The 20,853-nt window shown below is 38.0% G+C and carries 21 protein-coding genes and 1 pseudogene; 12 read left to right on the top strand and 10 right to left on the bottom strand.

Annotated elements, in window-relative coordinates; translation table 11 throughout:
* Positions 1 to 6: 6 nt before the first annotated feature.
* On the bottom strand, positions 7 to 288 hold the full coding sequence (locus EP737_RS14960; protein ID WP_129728780.1) for a hypothetical protein: 282 nt from the start codon (positions 286 to 288) through the stop codon (positions 7 to 9).
* A gap of 14 nt (positions 289 to 302) precedes the next feature.
* Positions 303 to 1,526 (bottom strand): MFS transporter, encoded by a 1,224-nt coding sequence (locus tag EP737_RS14955; RefSeq protein ID WP_129728822.1) that lies wholly within the window; start codon positions 1,524 to 1,526, stop codon positions 303 to 305.
* Positions 1,527 to 1,975: 449 nt separating this feature from the next.
* Between EP737_RS14955 and EP737_RS14950 the strand changes: the two genes are divergently transcribed.
* From EP737_RS14950 to cysC, 4 genes are all read left to right on the top strand, one after another.
* Positions 1,976 to 2,743, top strand: a complete 768-nt coding sequence (locus EP737_RS14950) for a phosphosulfolactate synthase (protein WP_129728779.1) — start codon at positions 1,976 to 1,978, stop codon at positions 2,741 to 2,743.
* A complete protein-coding gene (locus EP737_RS14945) occupies positions 2,728 to 3,276 on the top strand; it encodes a histidine phosphatase family protein (protein ID WP_129728778.1) in 549 nt (182 codons plus the stop codon). The genes EP737_RS14950 and EP737_RS14945 overlap by 16 nt, the downstream gene beginning before the upstream one ends.
* 169 nt (positions 3,277 to 3,445) lie before the next feature.
* Complete coding sequence (gene sat, locus EP737_RS14940) at positions 3,446 to 4,600, top strand: sulfate adenylyltransferase (protein WP_129728777.1); 1,155 nt, start codon at positions 3,446 to 3,448, stop codon at positions 4,598 to 4,600.
* 21 nt (positions 4,601 to 4,621) lie between these two features.
* On the top strand, positions 4,622 to 5,212 hold the full coding sequence (cysC, locus tag EP737_RS14935) for an adenylyl-sulfate kinase (protein ID WP_129728776.1): 591 nt from the start codon (positions 4,622 to 4,624) through the stop codon (positions 5,210 to 5,212).
* A gap of 11 nt (positions 5,213 to 5,223) precedes the next feature.
* Here the strand turns inward: cysC and EP737_RS14930 are convergent, their stop codons facing one another.
* From EP737_RS14930 to EP737_RS14915, 4 genes and pseudogenes are all read right to left on the bottom strand, one after another.
* On the bottom strand, positions 5,224 to 5,841 hold the full coding sequence (locus EP737_RS14930; RefSeq protein WP_129728775.1) for a YitT family protein: 618 nt from the start codon (positions 5,839 to 5,841) through the stop codon (positions 5,224 to 5,226).
* 134 nt (positions 5,842 to 5,975) lie between these two features.
* Entirely contained in the window at positions 5,976 to 6,182 is a 207-nt protein-coding gene (locus EP737_RS14925; RefSeq protein ID WP_129728774.1) for a capping complex subunit for YIEGIA, read from the bottom strand.
* A 97-nt stretch (positions 6,183 to 6,279) separates the two neighbouring features.
* Positions 6,280 to 7,775, bottom strand: a pseudogene (locus tag EP737_RS14920) (sodium:solute symporter family protein); the annotation flags it as partial.
* Positions 7,775 to 7,978, bottom strand: a complete 204-nt coding sequence (locus tag EP737_RS14915) for a DUF3311 domain-containing protein (protein ID WP_129728772.1) — start codon at positions 7,976 to 7,978, stop codon at positions 7,775 to 7,777. The pseudogene EP737_RS14920 and the gene EP737_RS14915, both read right to left, overlap by 1 nt.
* Positions 7,979 to 8,449: 471 nt before the next feature.
* On the opposite strand from EP737_RS14915, the gene EP737_RS14910 reads away from it, so the two are divergent.
* The 8 genes from EP737_RS14910 to EP737_RS14875 all read left to right on the top strand — a co-directional run bounded on the left by EP737_RS14910 (position 8,450) and on the right by EP737_RS14875 (position 17,005).
* Positions 8,450 to 9,373, top strand: a complete 924-nt coding sequence (locus EP737_RS14910; RefSeq protein ID WP_129728771.1) for a DMT family transporter — start codon at positions 8,450 to 8,452, stop codon at positions 9,371 to 9,373.
* A gap of 387 nt (positions 9,374 to 9,760) precedes the next feature.
* Positions 9,761 to 10,399 (top strand): response regulator transcription factor, encoded by a 639-nt coding sequence (locus EP737_RS14905; protein ID WP_129728770.1) that lies wholly within the window; start codon positions 9,761 to 9,763, stop codon positions 10,397 to 10,399.
* 14 nt (positions 10,400 to 10,413) lie between these two features.
* Positions 10,414 to 11,514 carry a sensor histidine kinase gene (locus EP737_RS14900; RefSeq protein ID WP_129728769.1) on the top strand — a complete coding sequence of 367 codons (1,101 nt, stop codon included), beginning with the start codon at positions 10,414 to 10,416 and terminating at the stop codon, positions 11,512 to 11,514.
* Positions 11,515 to 11,635: 121 nt separating this feature from the next.
* Positions 11,636 to 12,571: an ABC transporter ATP-binding protein gene (locus EP737_RS14895; RefSeq protein WP_129728768.1), complete on the top strand. Its 936-nt coding sequence runs from the start codon at positions 11,636 to 11,638 to the stop codon at positions 12,569 to 12,571.
* Positions 12,572 to 12,643: 72 nt separating this feature from the next.
* The gene (locus EP737_RS14890; RefSeq protein ID WP_129728767.1) at positions 12,644 to 13,768 is read left to right on the top strand and encodes an ABC transporter permease; all 1,125 of its coding nucleotides are present in this window, start codon (positions 12,644 to 12,646) and stop codon (positions 13,766 to 13,768) included.
* Position 13,769: 1 nt separating this feature from the next.
* Entirely contained in the window at positions 13,770 to 14,915 is a 1,146-nt protein-coding gene (locus EP737_RS14885; RefSeq protein ID WP_129728766.1) for an ABC transporter permease, read from the top strand.
* A gap of 232 nt (positions 14,916 to 15,147) precedes the next feature.
* On the top strand, positions 15,148 to 16,065 hold the full coding sequence (locus EP737_RS14880; protein ID WP_246040267.1) for an ABC transporter ATP-binding protein: 918 nt from the start codon (positions 15,148 to 15,150) through the stop codon (positions 16,063 to 16,065).
* Entirely contained in the window at positions 16,058 to 17,005 is a 948-nt protein-coding gene (locus tag EP737_RS14875; RefSeq protein WP_165350812.1) for an ABC transporter permease, read from the top strand. The genes EP737_RS14880 and EP737_RS14875 overlap by 8 nt, the downstream gene beginning before the upstream one ends.
* A 603-nt stretch (positions 17,006 to 17,608) precedes the next feature.
* On the opposite strand, the gene EP737_RS14865 is transcribed toward EP737_RS14875, so the two are convergent.
* The 4 genes from EP737_RS14865 to EP737_RS14850 all read right to left on the bottom strand — a co-directional run bounded on the left by EP737_RS14865 (position 17,609) and on the right by EP737_RS14850 (position 20,584).
* Positions 17,609 to 17,902: a hypothetical protein gene (locus EP737_RS14865; RefSeq protein WP_129728763.1), complete on the bottom strand. Its 294-nt coding sequence runs from the start codon at positions 17,900 to 17,902 to the stop codon at positions 17,609 to 17,611.
* 70 nt (positions 17,903 to 17,972) lie between these two features.
* The gene (locus EP737_RS14860; protein WP_129728762.1) at positions 17,973 to 19,085 is read right to left on the bottom strand and encodes a citrate synthase/methylcitrate synthase; all 1,113 of its coding nucleotides are present in this window, start codon (positions 19,083 to 19,085) and stop codon (positions 17,973 to 17,975) included.
* Positions 19,086 to 19,160: 75 nt separating this feature from the next.
* Positions 19,161 to 19,814 (bottom strand): CoA transferase subunit B, encoded by a 654-nt coding sequence (locus tag EP737_RS14855; protein WP_129728761.1) that lies wholly within the window; start codon positions 19,812 to 19,814, stop codon positions 19,161 to 19,163.
* Positions 19,815 to 19,882: 68 nt separating this feature from the next.
* Positions 19,883 to 20,584, bottom strand: a complete 702-nt coding sequence (locus tag EP737_RS14850) for a CoA transferase subunit A (RefSeq protein WP_129728760.1) — start codon at positions 20,582 to 20,584, stop codon at positions 19,883 to 19,885.
* Positions 20,585 to 20,853 lie beyond the last annotated feature (269 nt).

Genomic DNA, 20,853 nt, shown 5'->3' with positions numbered 1-20,853 from the left:
AGGAATTTATTCTTCGTTTTCCTCATGCAGCTTTATTTTTCTACCGCCTACATACAAGCAAGAAAAAATATCTACACCAGGATTTGCTTTAGCTAACCCCTTCAAATAAGGAGTAACTAAATCTTTAAAATCTGCCCCTACTTCCTCTGCTTCTAAAATTCCATAGACATACAGCTTTTTTTCACCAAATAAAAAAGCTACGTTTCCTACACCTTTGTTCGTTGTATCCACTACATTTAAAACCTGATATTCCGGAGTTATTACCTCTGGCGAAAAATAAATTTGCAATTCGATCTACTCCTTTATGTAAGCTGTAATTTCTCAAACAGAGTATCACTTTCTTTCGATGGATCCTTCTTCTTTATATGGATGAGCATCATACAGAGCAAGCCAGCAAATAATGTAAGGCCAGCCGTTACGAGGAACATGCCTGTGCGAGACCATGCCATTAAAGCGCTGTAAATAGGAGGACCGATGGCAACTCCTAAAAATCGAACAGATCCGTATAAAGCTGTCACGAAGCCTCTTCGATCAGCAGGAACTGAACCGGTAATAAAGCTGTTAATACAAGGAAGTACAAGCCCGGTGCCGATACTGCTAATCACAAGCACGCTAAAAAAAGGAATTAAATTTTTAAACAACACTAGTGCGGAAAAAGAAGCAGTCATAAGCAGCAAACCCAAAATAATCAAGGTTTTCATTAGGGACATTCTTTTTCCAATTTTACTGCCGGTTATATACGAAGTAGTTGTCATAAATAAAAGAGGAATAGCCAAGATACACCCTTTTAAGACACCGTTAATGCCATGATCCTTTTCAAGGATATTGGAAATATAAAACAATATTCCAAATAAAGTAAATAAGCAAGTTGCACCGGTCAAATAGGCAGCAAATAACCAACGCCCTTCGGTTTTAAAAACAGATATAAGACCTTTTGTATATTTCCCTACAGGTGTATGCTGTGCATGTTTTTCCTTTTTCTCCTTAACAAAAAATATTGTTAATAGGACAGAAATTAAACAGAAAATTGGGAAAGCAAAAAATGCAGCATACCAGAAGAGAATAGCTAATAGAGAACCGATAATGGGACTAATAACTTTTCCGAAGCCGTTAGAAGCCTCAACTAAGCCTAAAACACGGCTTTGTTCTCCTCCCTTAAATAAATCTCCTGTTAATGCCATTGCAATCGGTGCTGTTCCAGCAGCTCCAGCCCCTTGCAAAACCCTACCTACAATAATCCACATATAGGCATTAGAAAACCATGCAGCGGCTGCACCTGCCAGAAGCCCGCCGCTCCCATATAAAATGAGGGATGGGATAATCACAGCCTTCCGTGAAAAACGGTCAGATAAATATCCTAAAACAGGAATGGATATTGCAGCGGCAATCGAAAATACTGAAATAATTAGGCTGACTTTGAAATGAGAAATACCGAGTTCTGTTTTCATTTCCGGAAGAACTGGAATCAACATCGAATTACCCAAAACAAGGATCATCGGGATTGAACCGATAGCAAAAATCGTCATGCCTTTATGCTTATGCTTTGGCAATGCATGTACCCCCTAACTGTTGGAATTAGCTTTTCTATTGTTTGAAGGAAGATAATAGTTTATACAAGGCAAACACCCAATTTATAAGAAAAACGCCTAATATTTACACATTCACCCAATTTTTGAATAATGTATCGTAAAGAAAACTCGCCGATTGGCGAGCCCTGATCTTGGGCGAAGACAGAGGCGTAGTTGCACTTACACTGTATTCCTAAAATTTCCGGCTACGTCGAATTCACCTCTAACTAGAAATTTATACTTTCTTACAGTGTAAAGAAAACTCGCCGATTGGCGAGCCCTACTTTTGGGCGAAGACAGAGGCGTAGTTGCCCTTATACTGTATTCCTAAAACCTCCGGCTACGTCGAATGGCTTCTAGCTGGAAATTTATACTTTCCTGCAGTGTAAACAAGGAGGAGTTTTTTGATGGATTTTTTACGATTGCCGAAGAGGACAACAAGAACTAGAACATATGGCTTGACTTCAGTTGCCGATTTCGGAGTATCTATGGGAGAACTGAAAAATATTTTGTCCGATTACAGTCATATTATTGATATTGCCAAAATCGCAATTGGCTCGGCCTATGTGACTCCCAATTTAAAGAAAAAAATTGATTTGTACAAGGAACATCATATTACACCATATTGCGGGGGAACACTTTTTGAAAAATGCTATTATCAAAATAAAATTCCCGAATACCTAACGTATTTGCGCGAGCTGGGAATTGAATGGGTGGAAATTTCAAATGGAACGTTAGACATACCTCTTCAGGAACGCCTTCAGCTTGTTTCTCATTTTAAAAAAGATTTTCATGTGGTAGGGGAGGTTGGCTCAAAGGATCCAAATCAGGAAATGTCCATTTCTGAATGGGTGGAAGAGATACAGCTTTTTTTAGACGCAGGATGCGATTATGTTCTTACAGAAGGCAGGGATTCAGGTACTGCCGGTATTTATGAAAAATGCGGCAGTATTAAATCTGATTTGATCCAACAATTAATCCAAGCAATCGATAGTAAAAAAATCATCTTCGAAGCCCCTACCTCTAAACACCAAATGTATTTTATTAGAGAAGTTGGTCCAAACGTGAATTTAGCAAATGTGAAATTACAGGATGTATTAGCGTTAGAGGCTCAACGCTGCGGATTGAGAAGTGAAACATTTTATTTGGAGGAACACGAATGCCAATTACCTTAATTAGACATCTTCCGACAAAATGGAATCAGAAAACATGGCTTCAAGGCAGAAGAAATATCGAATTGGCCCTGCTTACAGAGGATTTTCATAAAGGCATTGCTGAGAATCAGCAGCTCCTAAAAAAGTTGCTCCCATTTGATTTAGTATTAGCGAGTACATTAAAACGAACCCATCAAACTGCACAGCTATATGGTTATCAAGCAGAAACAGAAGGTTTATTGGACGAATTAGATTTCGGTCCCTTTGAAGGGCAGCCGAAGGAAAGACTCATTGAAGTATATGGAGAGAAGTGGATAGAAAATCCAAAAGAGTTGGTTTTAGGAGAAAGCATTCAGAACTTAGAAAAACGAATTGTTTTATTTTTAGATAAATATAAGGATTATGAGAATTTGTTAGTGTTTGGGCATGGCTCATGGATCCGAGCGATTCTATCGTATTCGCAATACGGGCATGTTAACTATATGAACAAAGTTACTGTTGGTAACAATGAATGTATTACATTATCAATGGCTTCTAGAAAAGAATCGAGATGAGAACGGAGCATGATGTAACAGGTTAACGTATGGGGAAAACCGGTTGCACTCTCTATAACAATCGTATTTTTAAAGAAGAAAACTTTCGCACAGGCTGATAGGCAAATTATTCTCAAACAGAGTATGGACGCCACCAAGCCAAGAAAAGTTAGTTTGGGGAGGAAACACTGTGAGCCAAAATATGCCGCATGGCGGAAAATTAGTGAATCGAGCGAGCTTGGATTCTATGGAAGATTTTTCTCTATCACTACCTACAGTTGAACTAGATTATGCAGAGCTAAGTGATTTAGAGTTAATCGCAAATGGAGGTTATAGTCCATTAGAAGGATTTATGGGGAAAGCAGATTATGACTCTGTTGTTCAAAATATGAGACTGGCAAATGGACTTCCTTGGTCTTTACCGATTACATTGGCGGTCGATCATGAGAAAGCGACAGAACTTAATATAGGTGAAACGATCAATCTTGTTCACAAAGGTAAAATCTATGGTGTAATGGATGTACAGGAAAAGTTTTTGCCTGATAAGCGTGTAGAAGCTGAGATGGTGTATAGAACGATGGATATGGACCACGCAGGTGTAAGCAAGCTATTTGGCCGATCTGATGTGTATGTAGCCGGCCCTATTACTCTTGTAAAAAGACCCAAAAAAAGCAAGTTTGCCTCTTATTACTTAGATCCTCATGAAACAAGGGAAATGTTTAAAACATTAGGTTGGAGTACAATCGTTGGTTTCCAAACTCGCAATCCTGTTCATCGGGCACATGAATATATTCAAAAAGCAGCCCTAGAAATTGTAGACGGTTTGTTTTTAAATCCGCTCGTAGGAGAAACAAAATCAGATGATATTCCAAGTGACATTCGAATGAAAAGCTATCAGGCCTTGCTTAAAAATTACTATCCGCAGGACCGCGTATTTTTATCTGTTTTTCCAGCAGCCATGCGCTATGCGGGACCTAGGGAGGCTATTTTCCATGCAATCGTACGTAAAAATTTTGGGTGTACGCACTTTATTGTCGGAAGGGACCATGCGGGAGTAGGCGATTATTACGGAACTTATGATGCACAAAAAATCTTTGACAATTTTACAGAAGATGAATTAGGAATTAAACCATTATTTTTTGAACATAGCTTTTATTGTAACAAGTGCGAAAATATGGCATCCTCCAAAACGTGTCCTCATGATTCGGAGGATCATGTTATTTTATCAGGAACAAAAGTGAGAGAAATGTTGAAAAACGGAGAACAGCCTCCTAAAGAATTTAGTCGTCCAGAGGTAGTGGAAATTCTCATTCAAGGCATGAAAGAGACCGATACAAGCAACTAAAAGGATATAGGAAGTGGGGAAATGAGCAACATTATTTGGCATCATTCAACTATCACCAAAAAAAGCCGGCAGCTTATGAATGGCCATAAAAGCTGTGTGCTTTGGTTTACAGGGCTATCGGGATCAGGGAAATCAACCTTAGCAAATGCAGTAGACCATGAATTGTTTAAGCGAGGCTTTAGGAGTTATGTTTTAGATGGGGACAATATCCGCCATGGATTAAATAGCGATTTACGTTTTGGCGCCCAGGATCGAAAAGAAAATATCCGCAGAATCGGGGAAGTGGCAAAGTTATTTGTGGATAGCGGTCAAATTGTTTCCTCAGCTTTTATCTCTCCTTTTGTTGAGGATCGAGATCTAGTACGAAGCATGTTTGAAAAAGATGAATTTATTGAGATCTTTTTAAAATGTCCTATTCAAGTTTGTGAAAATCGAGACCCGAAAGGTTTATATAAAAAAGCAAGGAAAGGAGAAATTCCTGATTTTACGGGAATTGATTCTCCCTATGAGATTCCGCATAAACCAGAAGTAATCATTGAAACCCATAAAGTAACAATTGAGCAGTCTGTAACAAAAATAATATCCTTTCTAGAAGAAAAGAAGATCCTTTAATCAGGGTCTTCTCATTTTTTTCGTAAATTTGCAGATAAGGGACCGATTCTTTGAAATTTAAAGGCGTAAATAAAATCGATGATATTAGTCGATAACAGCTGGCAAATTATCGCATAAATCACAATTTTATAATCTATAACAAGGGCGGTTAATAGAAAAATCAAAAGATTGATGCCCATCATAACCTTTCCAGGACTCCAATTTTTATAGGAGGCAATCATGAGTGCCGGGATGACCATACCGCCGCTTGAGGCTCCCACCCGAATGAGTAAACCTACACCAATACCAAACAGAATGCTTCCTCCCAAAATATCTAGCGCAATATGTACATGGGGAAGAGCAATCATGGGAGTTAGGATACTAATAGTTGTTGAGGTAGTTGCAACTGAAATAATAGTGCGAATCGTCCAGGAATATCCAAAATAATTTAAAGCGAAAAATAAGAACACAATATTGGCTAACCATAACGAAAAACCAAGAGATAAATGAAACCAGTGATTCATCAGAAGTGCTAAGCCTGCTGCTCCTCCGGAAGGGATAGAGTGTGGAAACAAAAATAGGGACATGGACATGCCTTGTAAAAAGGCGCCAAATACTGTGCAAGCATAAGTTAATAAGGTTCTCTTCATAGTAAACTAAAACGATTCCTCAGCTGAGCATGTATACCCTCCACATTCATTCCTCCCTAAATGCTTGCCTTCCTTGTCCATTTTATGAGACAGGATACAAGAATATGTGGGCTTCTTTTTCTGAATCACCGCCCTCAAGCTTGGATAATCAAGTAGTCATTGTTTTTTAATTTAACGACATCAGCTTTTAATGCATGTGCAAGATCTGCAGTTGTTTCCTTAAGTTCTTCCTCATCCTTTAAAGTCATAAACAAGGGAGCTCCTGTAACCTTTCGATTTTCATTTGCTGTTAAGTAAGCCACAATTTTATAGTTTGGTGCAATGGAAGCTTCTCTTCCCATATGTATCCTTGCCCTCCTCACTTTTTGTATTATGTTTCCATTTATTTTCAACCTTATTCACGGAGGTGTCTATTAGAGGGAGCAAACACGTAGTTATGCTCCCTTTCCAATTTTGGTTTTCATGCTTTTTGATGTGCTAAAAAGATACTCTTTAACAGCATTCGTTTGATATTTTGCTTTTGCCACGAAGAAAGGGTTTAAAATAACAATCGTTAACATGTTTGCGGCTAATCCCCAGAAGCCTTCATAAATACCAAATGAACTGCCTGTTCCGTATACAGTAAATGTTGTTGTCAAGCCAATAAGCAGTCCAATTATTGTTGCTTCCTTCGTTTGGTTTTTCCAGAACAAGCTAACAACAATAGCAGGGAAAATCTGAACCATTCCTGACACACCTAAAAGCTGCAAGGATACTAGAGCTGAAGGGAATAATAGTCCAAACAATAACGCAAGTCCGATTACGACAAATACCATAGAACGAGTTACGAGCGTTAATTTAGTACCATTTACGCTTGGATTTATGAGATCACGATAAATGTTGTTTGCAAACAAGTTGGAAGCACCAATCGCCATAATGGAGCAAGGGATCAATGAGGCCAAAGCAATTGTTGCATAAGCTAACCCTTGTGCTACACCCCCGTAGGAAACTTGAATGAGATTTAATAACGCAAAACGTGGGTCGCTTCCTTGAGGCAATACATGGTAAGCTACGAATCCAAGGAAAATAACCAAAATTAGAACTATATTGTATAACGGCAGGAACATGGCATTTTTGCGAACTGCATCAGCACTTTTAGCTGTAAATACCCCTGTTGCTCCATGTGCCCACATAAATAATGCCAAGGCAGAAACAAGAGATGCTGTGATAAACCACGGAATACCTTTTGGACCCGATTCAGGGATCGTCAGCAATTGCGGTGATTCCTTAACAAATGTATCAATCATCGGACTCCAGCCGCCAAAATGGATAATCGGCAAAGAAATTACTAGGAATAACATAATCACCCAAACGAGAACATCTTTAATAATTGCTGTATAGGTAGGGCCTTTGATTCCACTGAAAAATGTATAAAGTGCAACTAACAGGAATGAAGTAATAACGACTACTTTTACATTAATATAACCTGTTCCAGCTACTTGAAGCGTATCTTGAATCCCGGCTAGCTGTAAATCAATATAAGGGATAAGCATTAATACACCGACAATAGCGACCAGAGAGGAAAGGAGTTTACTATCAAAACGTTCTCTCGCATAATCAGCCAGTGTTGTTAGTTTATATCGGTTAGCCACTTTCCATAGTTTCGGAAGGTAAAAGTAAGAAACAAAATAAGCGATGATGCAGTAAGGAATTGCAAAGAACGCAAGACTCCCACCTGCATAGGCTGAGCTTGTTAACCCTAAAAATGTATAAGCTGTATATAAATCAGCCCCTATCAAAAACCAAACTAGCAATCCGCCAAAGCGTCTTCCGCCGACAGACCATTCTTCTACAGAACTTCTCGCAGATTTATCTCGTCCTGCTAAAAATCCAATTAAAACGACCATCAGGACAATACATACAGTAATCAACAAAGCTGTCAAATTTCCTTGCATTAGTCAATGCTCCCTTCCGATTTTTGAATTCGATAAATTCCAAATGTGCATAAAGGTGTTAAAATAATCCATAAAAATAACCAAAATTGAAGAAAGGGTAATCCTAACACAATAGGATCGATCCGATTTACAAAGGGCAATACCACTAACTGGGAAATAAGGGGAATCATCGCCAATAGAAATACTGCAAATTTTTTACTCATTTCAAAACCTCCTGCTTGATAAATACTTGGACTTAATAATAAAATAATTATTCTAGTAGATTTATTATCTGAATAATTAATATTATTAAATAACTTTCAATGTTCAACATAATAACAATTATAGAATCTAATTACAAGTAAAATTTTGAAAATTTATAAGATTCATGCTTAAATAACGTGAAAAATCAGTCGATATGAACAAAAAGGGATAATATAGAGGGGGGGAGTTTGATATGAATAATCGATGAGTAGATTTTTAGAATAAGGTAATCTAGATTATGATATATTTAATAAACTTTATTAAAATTACATAATATGTTGCTTTTGGTTCATTTAGTTTGCTATCATGAGCATTGAGAAGTTGGAAAATAAGGGGAAATTTATGCTTTCCTATAGTGTAAAATGGACATCGGATTAGACTGAAGTAAGAGATTACAAGATAATAAAAGAAAAGAGGTTAACTTTATTTCTATGGCAACTATAGCAAAAACTAGATATGCATATTTCCTTTTGATTTTAGCGAATATGATATGGGGTGGTAATTTTGTAATAGGACGGATTGGAGCAGACTATTTTCCGCCATTTACATTTTCATTACTAAGATGGTTAGTTGCTTTCCTTATATTGACACCATTTATGGTGAAGCGTCTAAAAGCAGATTGGCACATTTTATGGAAATACAAGTGGATTCTGCTTCTTTTAACGGTTACAGGTATCGCGGGATATAATACTATCATTTATTTTTCTTTGCATTTTACAACGTCTATTAATGCAGCTGTTGTGAATTCAATCACTCCATTATTTATTGCTATTTTTTCGATTTTTGTTCTTAAGGAGCGACTTACACTTGTACAAGTAATAGGAATCAGTTTATCTATTACAGGTATTATTTTTATCCTATCAAAAGGATCTTTAGGAGCATTACAAGCTTTCTCGTTTAATATAGGAGACTTATTTGTCTTAATTGCTGTTGTTTGCTGGAGTTTGTACTCAGTTGTGGTTAAAAAATATGCAACGGTACTGCCAGCTCAGACAACATTGTATATTACCTCGTTTATGGGGGCTGTCATGTTGCTTCCATTCAGTATGTTCGAGTTAAATCGACCGGATGTCCATGTTGTCTTTACTCCGATGTCTATTTTTATTTTGTTCTATGTAGGGATTTTAGCTTCTATCATTGCTTTTCTATCATGGAATACAGGTGTACCGAGAGTGGGAGCGGCAAAGTCAGGCATTTTCTTAAATCTACTACCCGTCTTCGCGACTATCTTTGCTACAGTATTCACAAATGAGTCCTTATTATGGTACCAAATTATTGGTGGAATGATTGTTATTTTTGGTGTTTTACTTTCTTCAACAGCACCAAAAACGGTTCAACAAAGAGCTTTACGTTAATGTCCAAAACAAGCTTTGAATGCTATTTAAGTAACTAGATAATGGCAGACGGGGCAAAGATTGATACAAGAGCAGGTGTATTCCACCTGCCTTTTTGCGTGACTATTCTTCCCAAGATTTGAAATGTCTTGGAACAAACTGATAGCGTGCAAGTTCCACAGCAATCAGAAAGCCGCAAGGACTGATTAGAGAGGCTTTGCGACTGTTTGATTTTTATGTTTACAGAGGAAGTTCAGAAATCTTTTCAACAAAGGATAATAATGGAAAACTTGAATGTCTTTGGAATATATCATGTATAATATTTCTATAAAGGCATTATATAGCACGGAGAGACGGAAGGATGTGAACTCAGGTGAGGGAAATAGATTCTTTTCTCACTAAAGAAGCATGAAAATAAAAGTACTGATTGCCGATGATAATTCATTTATTAGGGAAGGTATGAAAATTATCTTGAGCACGTATGATGAATTTGAAGTATTGGAAACAGTAAGTGATGGAAAAGAAGCGTTTGATTATTGCAAACATTACGAGGTGGACGTAGTGCTTTTAGATGTGCGTATGCCGAACATGAACGGTGTCGAAGCAACGAAGCTTATATCCGAACAAACAAAGACAAAGCCGTTAATCTTAACAACGTTTGATGATGACGAATATGTTCTTGATGCAATCAAAAATGGAGCAAAAGGATATTTATTAAAAAACAATGACCCGGAACGAATACGAGATGCTATAAAAAGTGTATACAATGGGAACAATGTTATGCAGGATGTTGTAATGGATAAACTAAAATCAAACTTGAAAGAAAACAAAGCGATAGAAATGAAGATAGATACGAGTCGTTTCACAGAAAGAGAGCTTGACATCATGTCCTTCATTGCAAGAGGGTTTTCTAATAAAGAAATTTCAAAGCAACTTTTTATATCAGAAGGAACAATTGCCAACTATATTACTTCTATCTTAGGGAAGACAGGATTAGGGCACCGAACGCAAATAGCGATTTACTATTTAACGGGAAAAGTAAACTAAGTGGAGCGAAAGAGATGGAATCGTGGATTATCATAAATAAGCTTATTATACTAATCTATCTTGTGCTCCATTATGTTCATGGAAATATACATAAGCCCTGGATTGTATTCGCTCTTCTTTTATACCTTTGTCTGAATATTAGTATTTACATCGTGAAACAAGCTACAGCAAAAAAATCTGGTCTGCTTCTATCCATCATACTTACAATCCTTTTTTATTATGATGCCGATTCTTTATTCATCTTGTTTTTCCCCCTGAACCTGTATGAATTGGTTTCTTATTACATAGATAAAAAATGGCTAATATTTACTATGGCCTTTTTTCCTGTCCCATTCATCATGGAAAGCGTATATTCCTTATATATCTTAGTTGCTGCGTTTAGCTTTACCATTTTTACGATGGCAAGTATATACACGAGTAAGTTGAGGAAGCTTGAAAATCACATGGATGAAATGAGAAAGGATATCCAGAAACTAACAAGAAGCTTGAACGAAAACAACGAATACATGCGACAGTCCGAGTACACCTTTAAATTAGAGGAACGGAATCGGCTGTCGCAAACAATCCACGATCAAATTGGGCATTCCATGACAGGTGCATTCATTCAAATGGAAGCAGCAAAGCGATTGGTGGAAAAAGATACGGATAAAGCAAAGGAATTGCTGCAAAATTCCATTAATATCCTAAAAGAAGGAATAGAAAAAATAAGAGTCACTCTAAAAAACATCAAACCGCCAACAGAACAAATGGGTATGAACCGCATCAAATTACTGGTAGATGAGTTTGCTGCTAAACATGATATGAAAACTATTTTCCGACACAAAGGAAATTTAGAGGTGATTTCGCCTATCCATTGGACAATCATTCATCAGAATGTAACAGAAGCTCTGACCAATACGATGAAATATGCCAATGCAACTGTTGTTTCTATTGAAATACATGTACTAAACACATTTATTAAAGTCGAGGTAAAAGATAATGGAAAAGGCTCGCAAAGAATTAGAAAGGGGCTTGGAATTACCGGAATGGAGGAGCGAACAGCATCCATGAACGGTACAATTATCGCTGATGGCACAAATGGTTTTTCTGTTACAACGTTATTGCCGATACAATGAGTGAACGATCTCATGCGCAAAAAAATGAATATTCTCATGCAAAAAGGATGAACTTATGCACTAACAAAGTTCATCCTTTTTGCTTACAATAACGACATCAAGATAGTTTAGGGGTGAAACCATGAACGTATTAGAAATTAAAAACTTGACGAAGAAGTTTGGGGACTTTATCGCTGTAGATAATATCTCTTTATCCATTCAAGATGGAGAGATATTTGGATTTTTAGGGGCAAACGGTGCTGGCAAAAGCACGACTATTAATATAATTGCTGGACTTTTGCGGAGCAATGATGGTGAGATCAACATACTCGGCAAGAACAGTATCAAAAACAAAAGGTTTGCAAAAATGAATATTGGAATTGTTCCTCAAGATCTAGCAATATACGACGATTTAACAGCATATGAAAACGTGAAGTTCTTTGCGGGTCTATATGGGCTGCGTGGTACTAAGCTGAATGAACAAGTGGAAGAAGCGCTGCAGTTTGTCGGACTTGGTGATAAACATAAGAATTATCCAAGGGATTTTTCAGGTGGAATGAAAAGAAGATTAAATATCGCCTGTGCGATCGCGCATAGACCTAAGCTTATCATCATGGATGAACCGACAGTAGGAATCGATCCGCAGTCCAGAAACTATATCCTTACATCTGTTAGAAAGCTGAATGAAATGGGAAGCACTATCATTTATACGAGTCACTATATGGAGGAAGTCGAAGAAATTTGTTCTAGAATCGCTATTATGGACCATGGAAAAGTAATTGCAGAAGGCACAAAGGAAGAATTAAAATCCATCATCACAAACACGAAAGATATTTGGATTGAGGTCAAATCTACAGAGGATATTGAGATAAGCAAAATAAAAGAAATTAGTGGCGTGCAGGCCATTCATTTTGAAGATAACATAGTTAAAATCAACTCGGATACAGGGGTCAATAATCTAAATAAAGTGATTCATTATTTCATTTCCAATGATATTGAAATTCGTTCATTAGAGGAACAGGAGCCAAATTTAGAAACCGTATTCCTCACATTAACAGGAAGAAACTTGCGAGATTAACACGAATCACGTAATTGGCGGCAAATTCGCTTTGGTTTCTCAGAGCCTGATGAAAAGGGAGGGTACAATCAATTGAATATACTGAGCATTGCTATAAATGAAATCAAACGAGATTTTCGAGATGTGAGAACATTGATTTTTATGCTGGCATTTCCTATCGTTTTGATGTTAGTGCTCGGAACGGCACTTTCTAACGCATTTAATACTAAAACTTCCATTCCTGATATTCAAGTCTTATATAAGGATACAACAACTGATGCGCTGTCTCAATATTTTGAGGCATTCGCAAAAGAAGTGAGTAAGTCGGGCATTCATTTTAAAAAGATTTCTAATCATACAGATGGGAAAGAAGAAGTTAAGCAAAATCATTATGATGGATATGTTGAGATAAACAATGATGGAATCAAGCTGTATGAAAGTGATAGAAGCGGTATTGAAAATAATATTATGGAAGGGATGCTGACCTCTTTTGTAAGTAAGTATAATGTTGCAACTGAGGTAGCAAAAGTAGATCCTGAGCAAGTAAGCACTGTAATTGCAAGCGGTCAGCATGACGACTATATTAAAGAAACGTCTTTGCATTCTGCTAAACAGCCTAGTGCTATGGATTATTATGCCATCACCATGACAACGATGATTGTTCTTTATGGAGCTATGGGTGCCAGTTATTTAATACGCGGTGAAAGAATAAGAGGAACAGCCGACAGATTAGTTGCCTCTCCTATCAGAAAGGGAGAAATTTTCCTTGGAAAAATACTAGGGAGCACTGTACGTAATTCTCTTTGTGTATTAGCAGTTATCCTATTTAGTAAATTTGTTTTTAAAGTAAACTGGGGAAATCATCTTGGGTTTATGTTCCTTGTATTACTGACAGAAGTTCTGTTAGCAATTAGTTTTGGACTCGGCATTAGTTATATAGCGAAGACAGGGGAAGCCTCAAGAACGATTGTCATGGTTGTCGTACAGTTCGCTTCTTTCTTCGGGGGAGCTTATTTTAAAATAGAGAATACTGGTGAAGGAATCCTGCATATCATTACAAAGCTTTCTCCGCTTACATGGGAAAACGCCGCCATTACCAAAATGATTTACGCAAACGATGTATCGGCAGTTATGCCTGCTGTACTTGTAAATATTGGGGTCGCCGGGATATTTTTACTGATTGCAATTATATCATTCCAAAGGCGGGAGGGGCTGTAAAATGAAGGATGTCATTTGGTTAATACGGAACACTTTACGTATTACCTTCAAAAATAAGAAAAATATACTTTTGTACCTTTGCACACCTCTAATCGGGATCTTTATTTCATTTCTATCCTATGGGGGTTCCGGACAAACGATGTTGCAAGTGGGGATTGTCAATAACGACAGCAGCTATATTACAACAGACACGATAAAATTTATCGAAGGCTTAAAAAATGTCAAAGTAGACAAAATTAGCAAATCTGAAATAGATGAGGCTATCACAGCAGGCAAGCTAGATTGTGTGATTACCTTTGACGTTGGATTTTCTCAAAGCATTCAAGAGGGAAAACCTAATCATATTGAGATTACTGCTATTAAAGGTGCAGAAACAACAGGATTTATCAAATCTTATTTATATAATTATATAGACAATCTTATTTCAATCAGTAAGATTACAAAAGGTGATAAGGACGCTTTTGACACAATGTATACGAATTACCAACAGGCTCATTTTCAGTTATCAGAGGCTGTATTAAAAGATACATCAAAAAACAAAGGAATAACATATGGAACAATCGGATATTTGCTTATGATTATGCTTTTATCTGCCGGGAATTTATCAGAAATTATTATTAAAGAAAAAGAAAGAAAAACGTATTTTAGGTTATTATCCACACCGATTGATGCGAAAACCTATGTGTTATCCAATATAATAGTCAACATGATTGTAATGACAAGTCAAATCATCCTTACTTTAATATTAATCACACAAGTATTTCACATAAACATGTATGTTTCCTTTTGGCAAATGGCAGCTGTATTGATGATCTTTGCGTTAGTAGCAATTGGATTGTCATTGATGATAGTAGCCTTTGCAAGTAGTTCTAGTGCGGCGGGAGCTATGCAGAATTTATTTGTTACTCCAACCTGCTTGCTTGCAGGCTGTTTCTTTCCGATCGGGATTATGCCAAAAGCTGTTCAAAGGATCGCTGATTTCCTTCCACAGAGATGGGCGCTAGATATATTAACTAAGCTGCAGGAAGGTAAGCATGTGGGAAGCTTATATTTGAATGTGATCATTTTATTTGCTTTTGCCATTGCTTTTTTCTTAATTGCCATCTATAAATTCGGAAGAAATAATCATACAAGGGATTTTGTGTAATCGATCTTGTGAGCCTGGACTAGGTTTCATGATTTCAAACACACTCTTGGCTTTGCAAGATTACATGATCATAGAAATGGATTAAGGAGCGTTAACTCAGCAGTGGCATACTTTGCCCGCTTCTGAGTTAACGCTATTTACATTTTTCTTTATGGCGAAGAGCCGAGTGAATTTTGTGTATTAGACGAGTTTGCATAGACAAGGTATGATAGAAAAAAGGGGGGATTATCAGATGGAACCAGAAATTGTGCTTGATGTCCGGGGCATAACAAAGAAAATAAAGAATGATGTGCTTGTTCAAAATTTATCGTTTCAGATGAAGAAGGGTGAGATTGTTGGATTACTCGGACCAAACGGAGCGGGGAAAACAACTACGATGAAGATGCTTGTGGGCTTGATGCATATAACAGAGGGAGATGCTTTTATAGCAGGCTATAGTGTGAAAAGCGAGCTGCAGCAGGCACTTGCGAGAGCTGGTGTGATGGTGGAGGCCCCCTCATTTTATCCATTCTTCAGCGGCTATGATAATTTAGCCTATTACGCCCGGATGGCAGAAGATGTTGACGCAGCTCGCATTGATGAGGTAGTACATCTTGTTGGACTAACACAGGCTATTCATAAAAGGGTGAAAACGTATTCTCTCGGAATGAAGCAGCGTCTTGGCATTGCACAAGCGCTCCTGCATAAGCCGTCTGTTCTTATTTTAGATGAACCGACAAACGGATTAGATCCAGCCGGAATTCGGGAGATGCGAAATTATGTAAAGCATATTGCAAAAGAGGAAGGGACTGCTATCCTCGTTTCCAGTCACTTGTTGGCAGAAATTGAACTGATGTGTGAGCGGGTTATCATTATTCAGAACGGGACCTGCATTGAGCAGTATAGTCTATCTGATATGCCAAAATACACTGCCTTTCAGGTGCAAAATGCAGAGCGGGCGTCCGCTATATTGGCAGAATCGTTTCAGTTAAAATCGGAAGATCTCCACATAGAAGAGAGAACATTGATAGTGCCTGTGTCAGAGGAGCAAATCCCGGCAATCGTCCGGCTGCTTGTACAGCATGAGATAAATGTGTATGGCATTATGCCTGTCAAAAAAAATCTGGAGGATATGTTCCTAGAGATGACAGGAGGGAATATTATTGTTTAAATGGGGGTTGCTTGTATATAACGAGCTATTAAAGATTGTGAAACGCAAAGGATTTCTCGTGCCGCTCCTTCTGCTTTTTGTGCCGGTGCTTATTCTGGGAAACTGGGATTATATTGAATATCAGCAGGCGTTACAGACAGGGGACTGGAAAGAAAATATGAAACTTGATATCGCCCGCAAGCAGGAGGAGCTGAGGGCGTTTGGACAGGCAGATAGTCCGACAGCGGACATATTGCGTCAAGAAATTGCCGTGGGTGAATATCAATTAGCGCACAACATCTCGCCGTACAGTGAACACAGTGTATTTGGTTTTATGAATAGTGCTGTGGCTTTAACAAGCATCATTGGTGTTTTGTTGATTTTTTACGCAAGCTCTATTGTTTCAAAGGAGTACAGTATGGGAACAATCCACTTTCTCTTAGTGCGCTCGGCATCCCGAACTAGTATTCTATGGGCTAAATTTGCGGCACTTGCCATGCTATATGTGATACTCAGTGCAGTTCTTATGCTTTATTCGTTTATACAAGGAGTATTTTTATATGGAAAGATTGCTTTTGACTCGGTAGTGGTAACTGCCGTAGGTAACATAGCAGTTACAGAAAGCATGATGATGGCAACGATAAAGGCATATATGCTTGATTTTCTACCAATGTTGTTGTTTGCTGCAATTGCTTTATGCCTATCTGTTTTGCTGCGTTCTAGCGGACCAGCTTTGATTACAACTCTGCTTTTGTTTCTATCGAAGGGATCGTTAGCGCAGTTATTAAGCAAGTACGAGTGGAGTAAATATGTGTTTGTTATGCATACAAATCTTAGAATGAACATAGGAGGACTTGGGGGACTGACTGAAACAATGTTTTCTATTGCAGTTCTGCTTTTTTATACCGCACTGTTCTTTCTTATTGCGTTTTTTGCATTTCAAAAGCGTGATATTGCCTAGCAGTACCGACAATCGGTACTGCTTTTTGTTAGCTAGCTCTAGTAGGTAAAGCAGTTTTTTAAATAGGGCGCTTTTTAAAATTGCTTGAATAAATAATAAATACGATTACTATCAGAATAGCTAACGCCGCATAAATATTGCTGTAATTCAGGCTTTCGTGCTTAAGTAAAAAGGGATTGAGTTGAAGCGTTGCGTTTTTTATTTCTAAAGCCTTACAATTGGAAAAGGCGTGAGGCGGTTTGTAGAATTTTTTCACGTGAATCCACTTTATTTGTCATTAAAACTATTCCCCCTAATTGTTATGAAGACCGACTTATATAAATATAGGAAAAGTCTATCTAAATGTCAAAAGGAGGGAGATTTTATAGAAGTTACACTCTTATGTCTAAGATGTTACGAAACTTCAAACGGGTTACAGCTTACAGATTGGTATCATTTAGATACTGTCTAAAGAATGTTTCAATGGTAGCAAATGTGATTGCTGGAATAGCCATATTCCTAAAATGTCTCGCTACTTCGAATTGGCATCCAGCTAGAGATTTATACTTTCTTAAAGTATAAACGAAAACCACGGGGAGAACATGCTGCTGTCTCACCGTGGTCTTACTGGTAGCTTAATTGATAGTGGGAATATGGAATAATAATAGGCAGGGGAGAAAAGCTCAATTTCCCCGAAGGAGTAATAATGCGCCGAAATTCAACTATTCCCTTTATTTTAATTTTATCACCAATCTTATAATCGATTATTTCATCTGCAATAAGCATTGGAATTGTGCTAACACGATCTCCTTTTATCATAACCCCTTCATAGACATTCATAAAGAAAATGAAATTGATTGTTCCATTTTCCCAATCCTGATATAATCGTTTCTTAAATACCTCGCCTATTATATTCAAGACGTTGTCACTCCTGATTATTTGAATCTCCTACTTAAACACTGCTTGCGAAATGCAGTTCAAACTTTTTTCACGCTTTAAGAGAGCCTTCATTCTCCGTCGGTTGCTTGCCAACATATTTTGCTTCCGGGCGAAAAATAGTATTGTCCATGGACTGTTCTATTGTATGTGCGGTCCAGCCCACCATTCTGCTTACAGTAAAGGTAGGTGTAAACAAGGAAGGAGCCATATTAATAGCTCTCATTACAGCAGCTGCATAAAATTCAACATTTGTATTGAGCCTTCTCCCAGGTTTATATTCATCAAGCAATTGAACAGCAAGTGTTTCAACATAGCTTGCTAGCTCAAGCCATGGATCATCTGCCCCAATCCGTTTCGTAATCTCACTAAGTGCCTCGGCCCGTGGGTCTCGTGTTCTGTAGACACGGTGTCCAAAGCCCATGAGATATTCTTTTTTCTCTAATTTTTGCCGAATCCATGTTTCTGCTTCTTCCTTTTTGGTAATCCCATTTAACATATCGATGACTCCTGTAGGTGCGCCGCCATGCAAAGGTCCTTTCATAGCCCCGATCGCTCCTGTTACCGCAGATACCATATCGGACTCTGTAGAGGCTACTACCCTTGCTGCAAATGTAGAGGCGTTCATTCCATGCTCCATCGTTAAAATCATATACGCTTCAAGCGCTTTTGTATGAGAGGGAGAAGGGCGCTTCCCTGTTAACATATATAAATAGTTTTCAACATGACCGAATTCCATGTTCGGTTCAATCATCTCTTCACCATTTATTTTCCGATAAATCATAGCTGTAATCGTAGGAATCGCAGCTGTTAGTCGAATAGCTTGCTCAACAGTGGGCTTCCAGCCAAATTCCTCCGTTCCTAAAGCCGATATAGCTGTGCGAATTTGACTCATCATCTCCATATTACACGGAAGTAGTTGAATGCATTCAGAGACGTGTGATGGTAAAGCGCGATTGTTTTTTAATAGCTCAGAAATACGTTGCTTCTCATGATCTCCTGGCAAGTATCCGTACCATATTAAATATGCTATTTCTTCAAAGGAAAAATTTAAAGCTAGTTCCTTCGCAGCATAACCCCTGTAAATTAATCTTCCTTGTTCTCCATCGACTAAGCTTATGGCAGTTTCCGCGGCGATTACATTTTTTAAGCCTTTTTGAAACATCTATAATCTTCCTCTCATATAGATATCTTTGTTTCCACTGCATGCTGTCTAGTGCGGGTTTCGAATGTCTATCAATTAGTTTGCTAGTAACAATTCTGGTAAAACAGTAAAGGATGCTTCCGTTTTTTCCTGTACTTCCTCTACTGTAGTCCCTTCTTGCGTTTCTACAAGAACCATGCCGGCAGCTGTAAAGTCAAAGACCGCTAAGTCTGTAATTAAACGATGTACAACCTGCTTTCCTGTTAACGGAAGGGTACATTCTTTTTTGATCTTGGATTCTCCATGCTTGTTGACATGTTCCATAATGACAACAACTCGTTTTGCTCCATTTACAAGATCCATAGCTCCGCCCATGCCTTTAACCATTTTTCCGGGAATCATCCAATTCGCCAAATCTCCTTTTTCGGAAACCTCCATCCCGCCAAGGATAGCAAGGTCAATATGTCCGCCGCGAATCATGGCAAAGGATTCTGCGCTATCAAAGAAGGAGGAACCGGGAACTGTAGTGATCGTTTCTTTTCCTGCATTAATTAAGTCTGGGTCTTCCTGTCCCTCTACAGGGTAAGGGCCTATTCCTAGCAATCCATTTTCTGATTGAAGCAGTACATTAAAATCACTTGGAATTTCATTTGCTACCAGGGTTGGTATGCCTATACCTAAATTAACATTCATTCCATCCTGAATCTCTTGTACAGCACGTTTCACAATTTTTAAACGAATGTCGTTCATACATTTTCCTCCAGTTACAGTCATTTTTAATCCTGAACTTAATTAGCTAATATGAAGTACAAAAAAACTTAAAGCGCTCTGACCGTACGGCGTTCAATTCGTTTGTTGTAATTTGAACCAAGTAAGACACGTTGAACATAAATCCCTGGAGTATGAATTTCATCAGGATTCAGTTCTCCCACTTCCACAATTTCCTCCACTTCTGCGATGGTAATTTTCCCTGACATTGCAGCTAGGGGATTGAAATTTCTTGCTGTTTTGCGGTATATGAGGTTTCCCAGCTTATCAGCCTTCCATGCCTTTACAAAAGCAAAATCTCCTACAATGCCCTCTTCCAAAATATATGTTTTACCATTAAATTCTTTATGTTCTTTTCCCTCAGCAATAGGAGTTCCAACCCCTGTTGCCGTGTAAAAACCAGGAATTCCAGCTCCGCCTGCACGAATTCGTTCAGCTAACGTACCTTGAGGAACCAATTCGACCTCTAATTCCCCGCTCAGGAACTGCTGCTCAAAAATTTTATTCTCTCCTACATAGGAAGATACCATTTTTTTAATTTGGTTGTTAGCTAACAGCAGACCAAGTCCCCAGTCATCGACCCCGCAGTTGTTGCTGACGACTGTCAAATCCTTTGTTCCTCGTTCTTTTAGTACGTGAATTAATTTTTCCGGAATGCCGGAAAGACCAAATCCTCCAACAATTAAGGTTGCTCCATCCTGAATATCTTGAACAGCTTCAGTAAAAGAAGTCATAACTTTACCTTTCTTCATTAAACAATCTTCCTTTCAAATTATAATTGGGTAGCCAGAATTTCATTTTTAAATATATGATTCTCAGCAGCTTTGTACTTTAAATATGTTCATTTTGCAATGAGGCATCCATAGTTGCTTAAGCTGAAGCAGAAGGGTAGTAATAGGATATGCAAATCGCATTTCATACGGCTGTTACTTTTTCTGAAAGTTCAAACTCTTCTATATGTAAGAGTTTACATTTGGTACTTCTATAAGTAAAATGAATAAAAAGAATACTTTGTATGACC

This window comes from Ectobacillus funiculus, from assembly GCF_004138295.1.
Classification (GTDB): Bacteria; Bacillota; Bacilli; order Bacillales; family Bacillaceae_G; genus Ectobacillus; species Ectobacillus funiculus.
Note: the sequence above shows the minus strand (reverse complement) of the source record. Positions and strands in the feature narration are given on the sequence as shown.

What these genes read in the sequence shown, in the direction of transcription:
- EP737_RS14955 (WP_129728822.1), bottom strand. Translation starts at nt 1,526, where the DNA reads ATGACGATTTTTGCTATCGGTTCAATCCCGATGATCCTTGTTTTGGGT.
- EP737_RS14950 (WP_129728779.1), top strand. Translation starts at nt 1,976, where the DNA reads ATGGATTTTTTACGATTGCCGAAGAGGACAACAAGAACTAGAACATAT.
- EP737_RS14945 (WP_129728778.1), top strand. Translation starts at nt 2,728, where the DNA reads ATGCCAATTACCTTAATTAGACATCTTCCGACAAAATGGAATCAGAAA.
- cysC (WP_129728776.1), top strand. Translation starts at nt 4,622, where the DNA reads ATGAGCAACATTATTTGGCATCATTCAACTATCACCAAAAAAAGCCGG.
- EP737_RS14930 (WP_129728775.1), bottom strand. Translation starts at nt 5,841, where the DNA reads ATGAAGAGAACCTTATTAACTTATGCTTGCACAGTATTTGGCGCCTTT.
- EP737_RS14925 (WP_129728774.1), bottom strand. Translation starts at nt 6,182, where the DNA reads ATGGGAAGAGAAGCTTCCATTGCACCAAACTATAAAATTGTGGCTTAC.
- EP737_RS14915 (WP_129728772.1), bottom strand. Translation starts at nt 7,978, where the DNA reads ATGAGTAAAAAATTTGCAGTATTTCTATTGGCGATGATTCCCCTTATT.
- EP737_RS14910 (WP_129728771.1), top strand. Translation starts at nt 8,450, where the DNA reads ATGGCAACTATAGCAAAAACTAGATATGCATATTTCCTTTTGATTTTA.
- EP737_RS14905 (WP_129728770.1), top strand. Translation starts at nt 9,761, where the DNA reads ATGAAAATAAAAGTACTGATTGCCGATGATAATTCATTTATTAGGGAA.
- EP737_RS14900 (WP_129728769.1), top strand. Translation starts at nt 10,414, where the DNA reads ATGGAATCGTGGATTATCATAAATAAGCTTATTATACTAATCTATCTT.
- EP737_RS14895 (WP_129728768.1), top strand. Translation starts at nt 11,636, where the DNA reads ATGAACGTATTAGAAATTAAAAACTTGACGAAGAAGTTTGGGGACTTT.
- EP737_RS14885 (WP_129728766.1), top strand. Translation starts at nt 13,770, where the DNA reads ATGAAGGATGTCATTTGGTTAATACGGAACACTTTACGTATTACCTTC.
- EP737_RS14880 (WP_246040267.1), top strand. Translation starts at nt 15,148, where the DNA reads ATGGAACCAGAAATTGTGCTTGATGTCCGGGGCATAACAAAGAAAATA.
- EP737_RS14860 (WP_129728762.1), bottom strand. Translation starts at nt 19,085, where the DNA reads ATGTTTCAAAAAGGCTTAAAAAATGTAATCGCCGCGGAAACTGCCATA.
- EP737_RS14855 (WP_129728761.1), bottom strand. Translation starts at nt 19,814, where the DNA reads ATGAACGACATTCGTTTAAAAATTGTGAAACGTGCTGTACAAGAGATT.
- EP737_RS14850 (WP_129728760.1), bottom strand. Translation starts at nt 20,584, where the DNA reads ATGAAGAAAGGTAAAGTTATGACTTCTTTTACTGAAGCTGTTCAAGAT.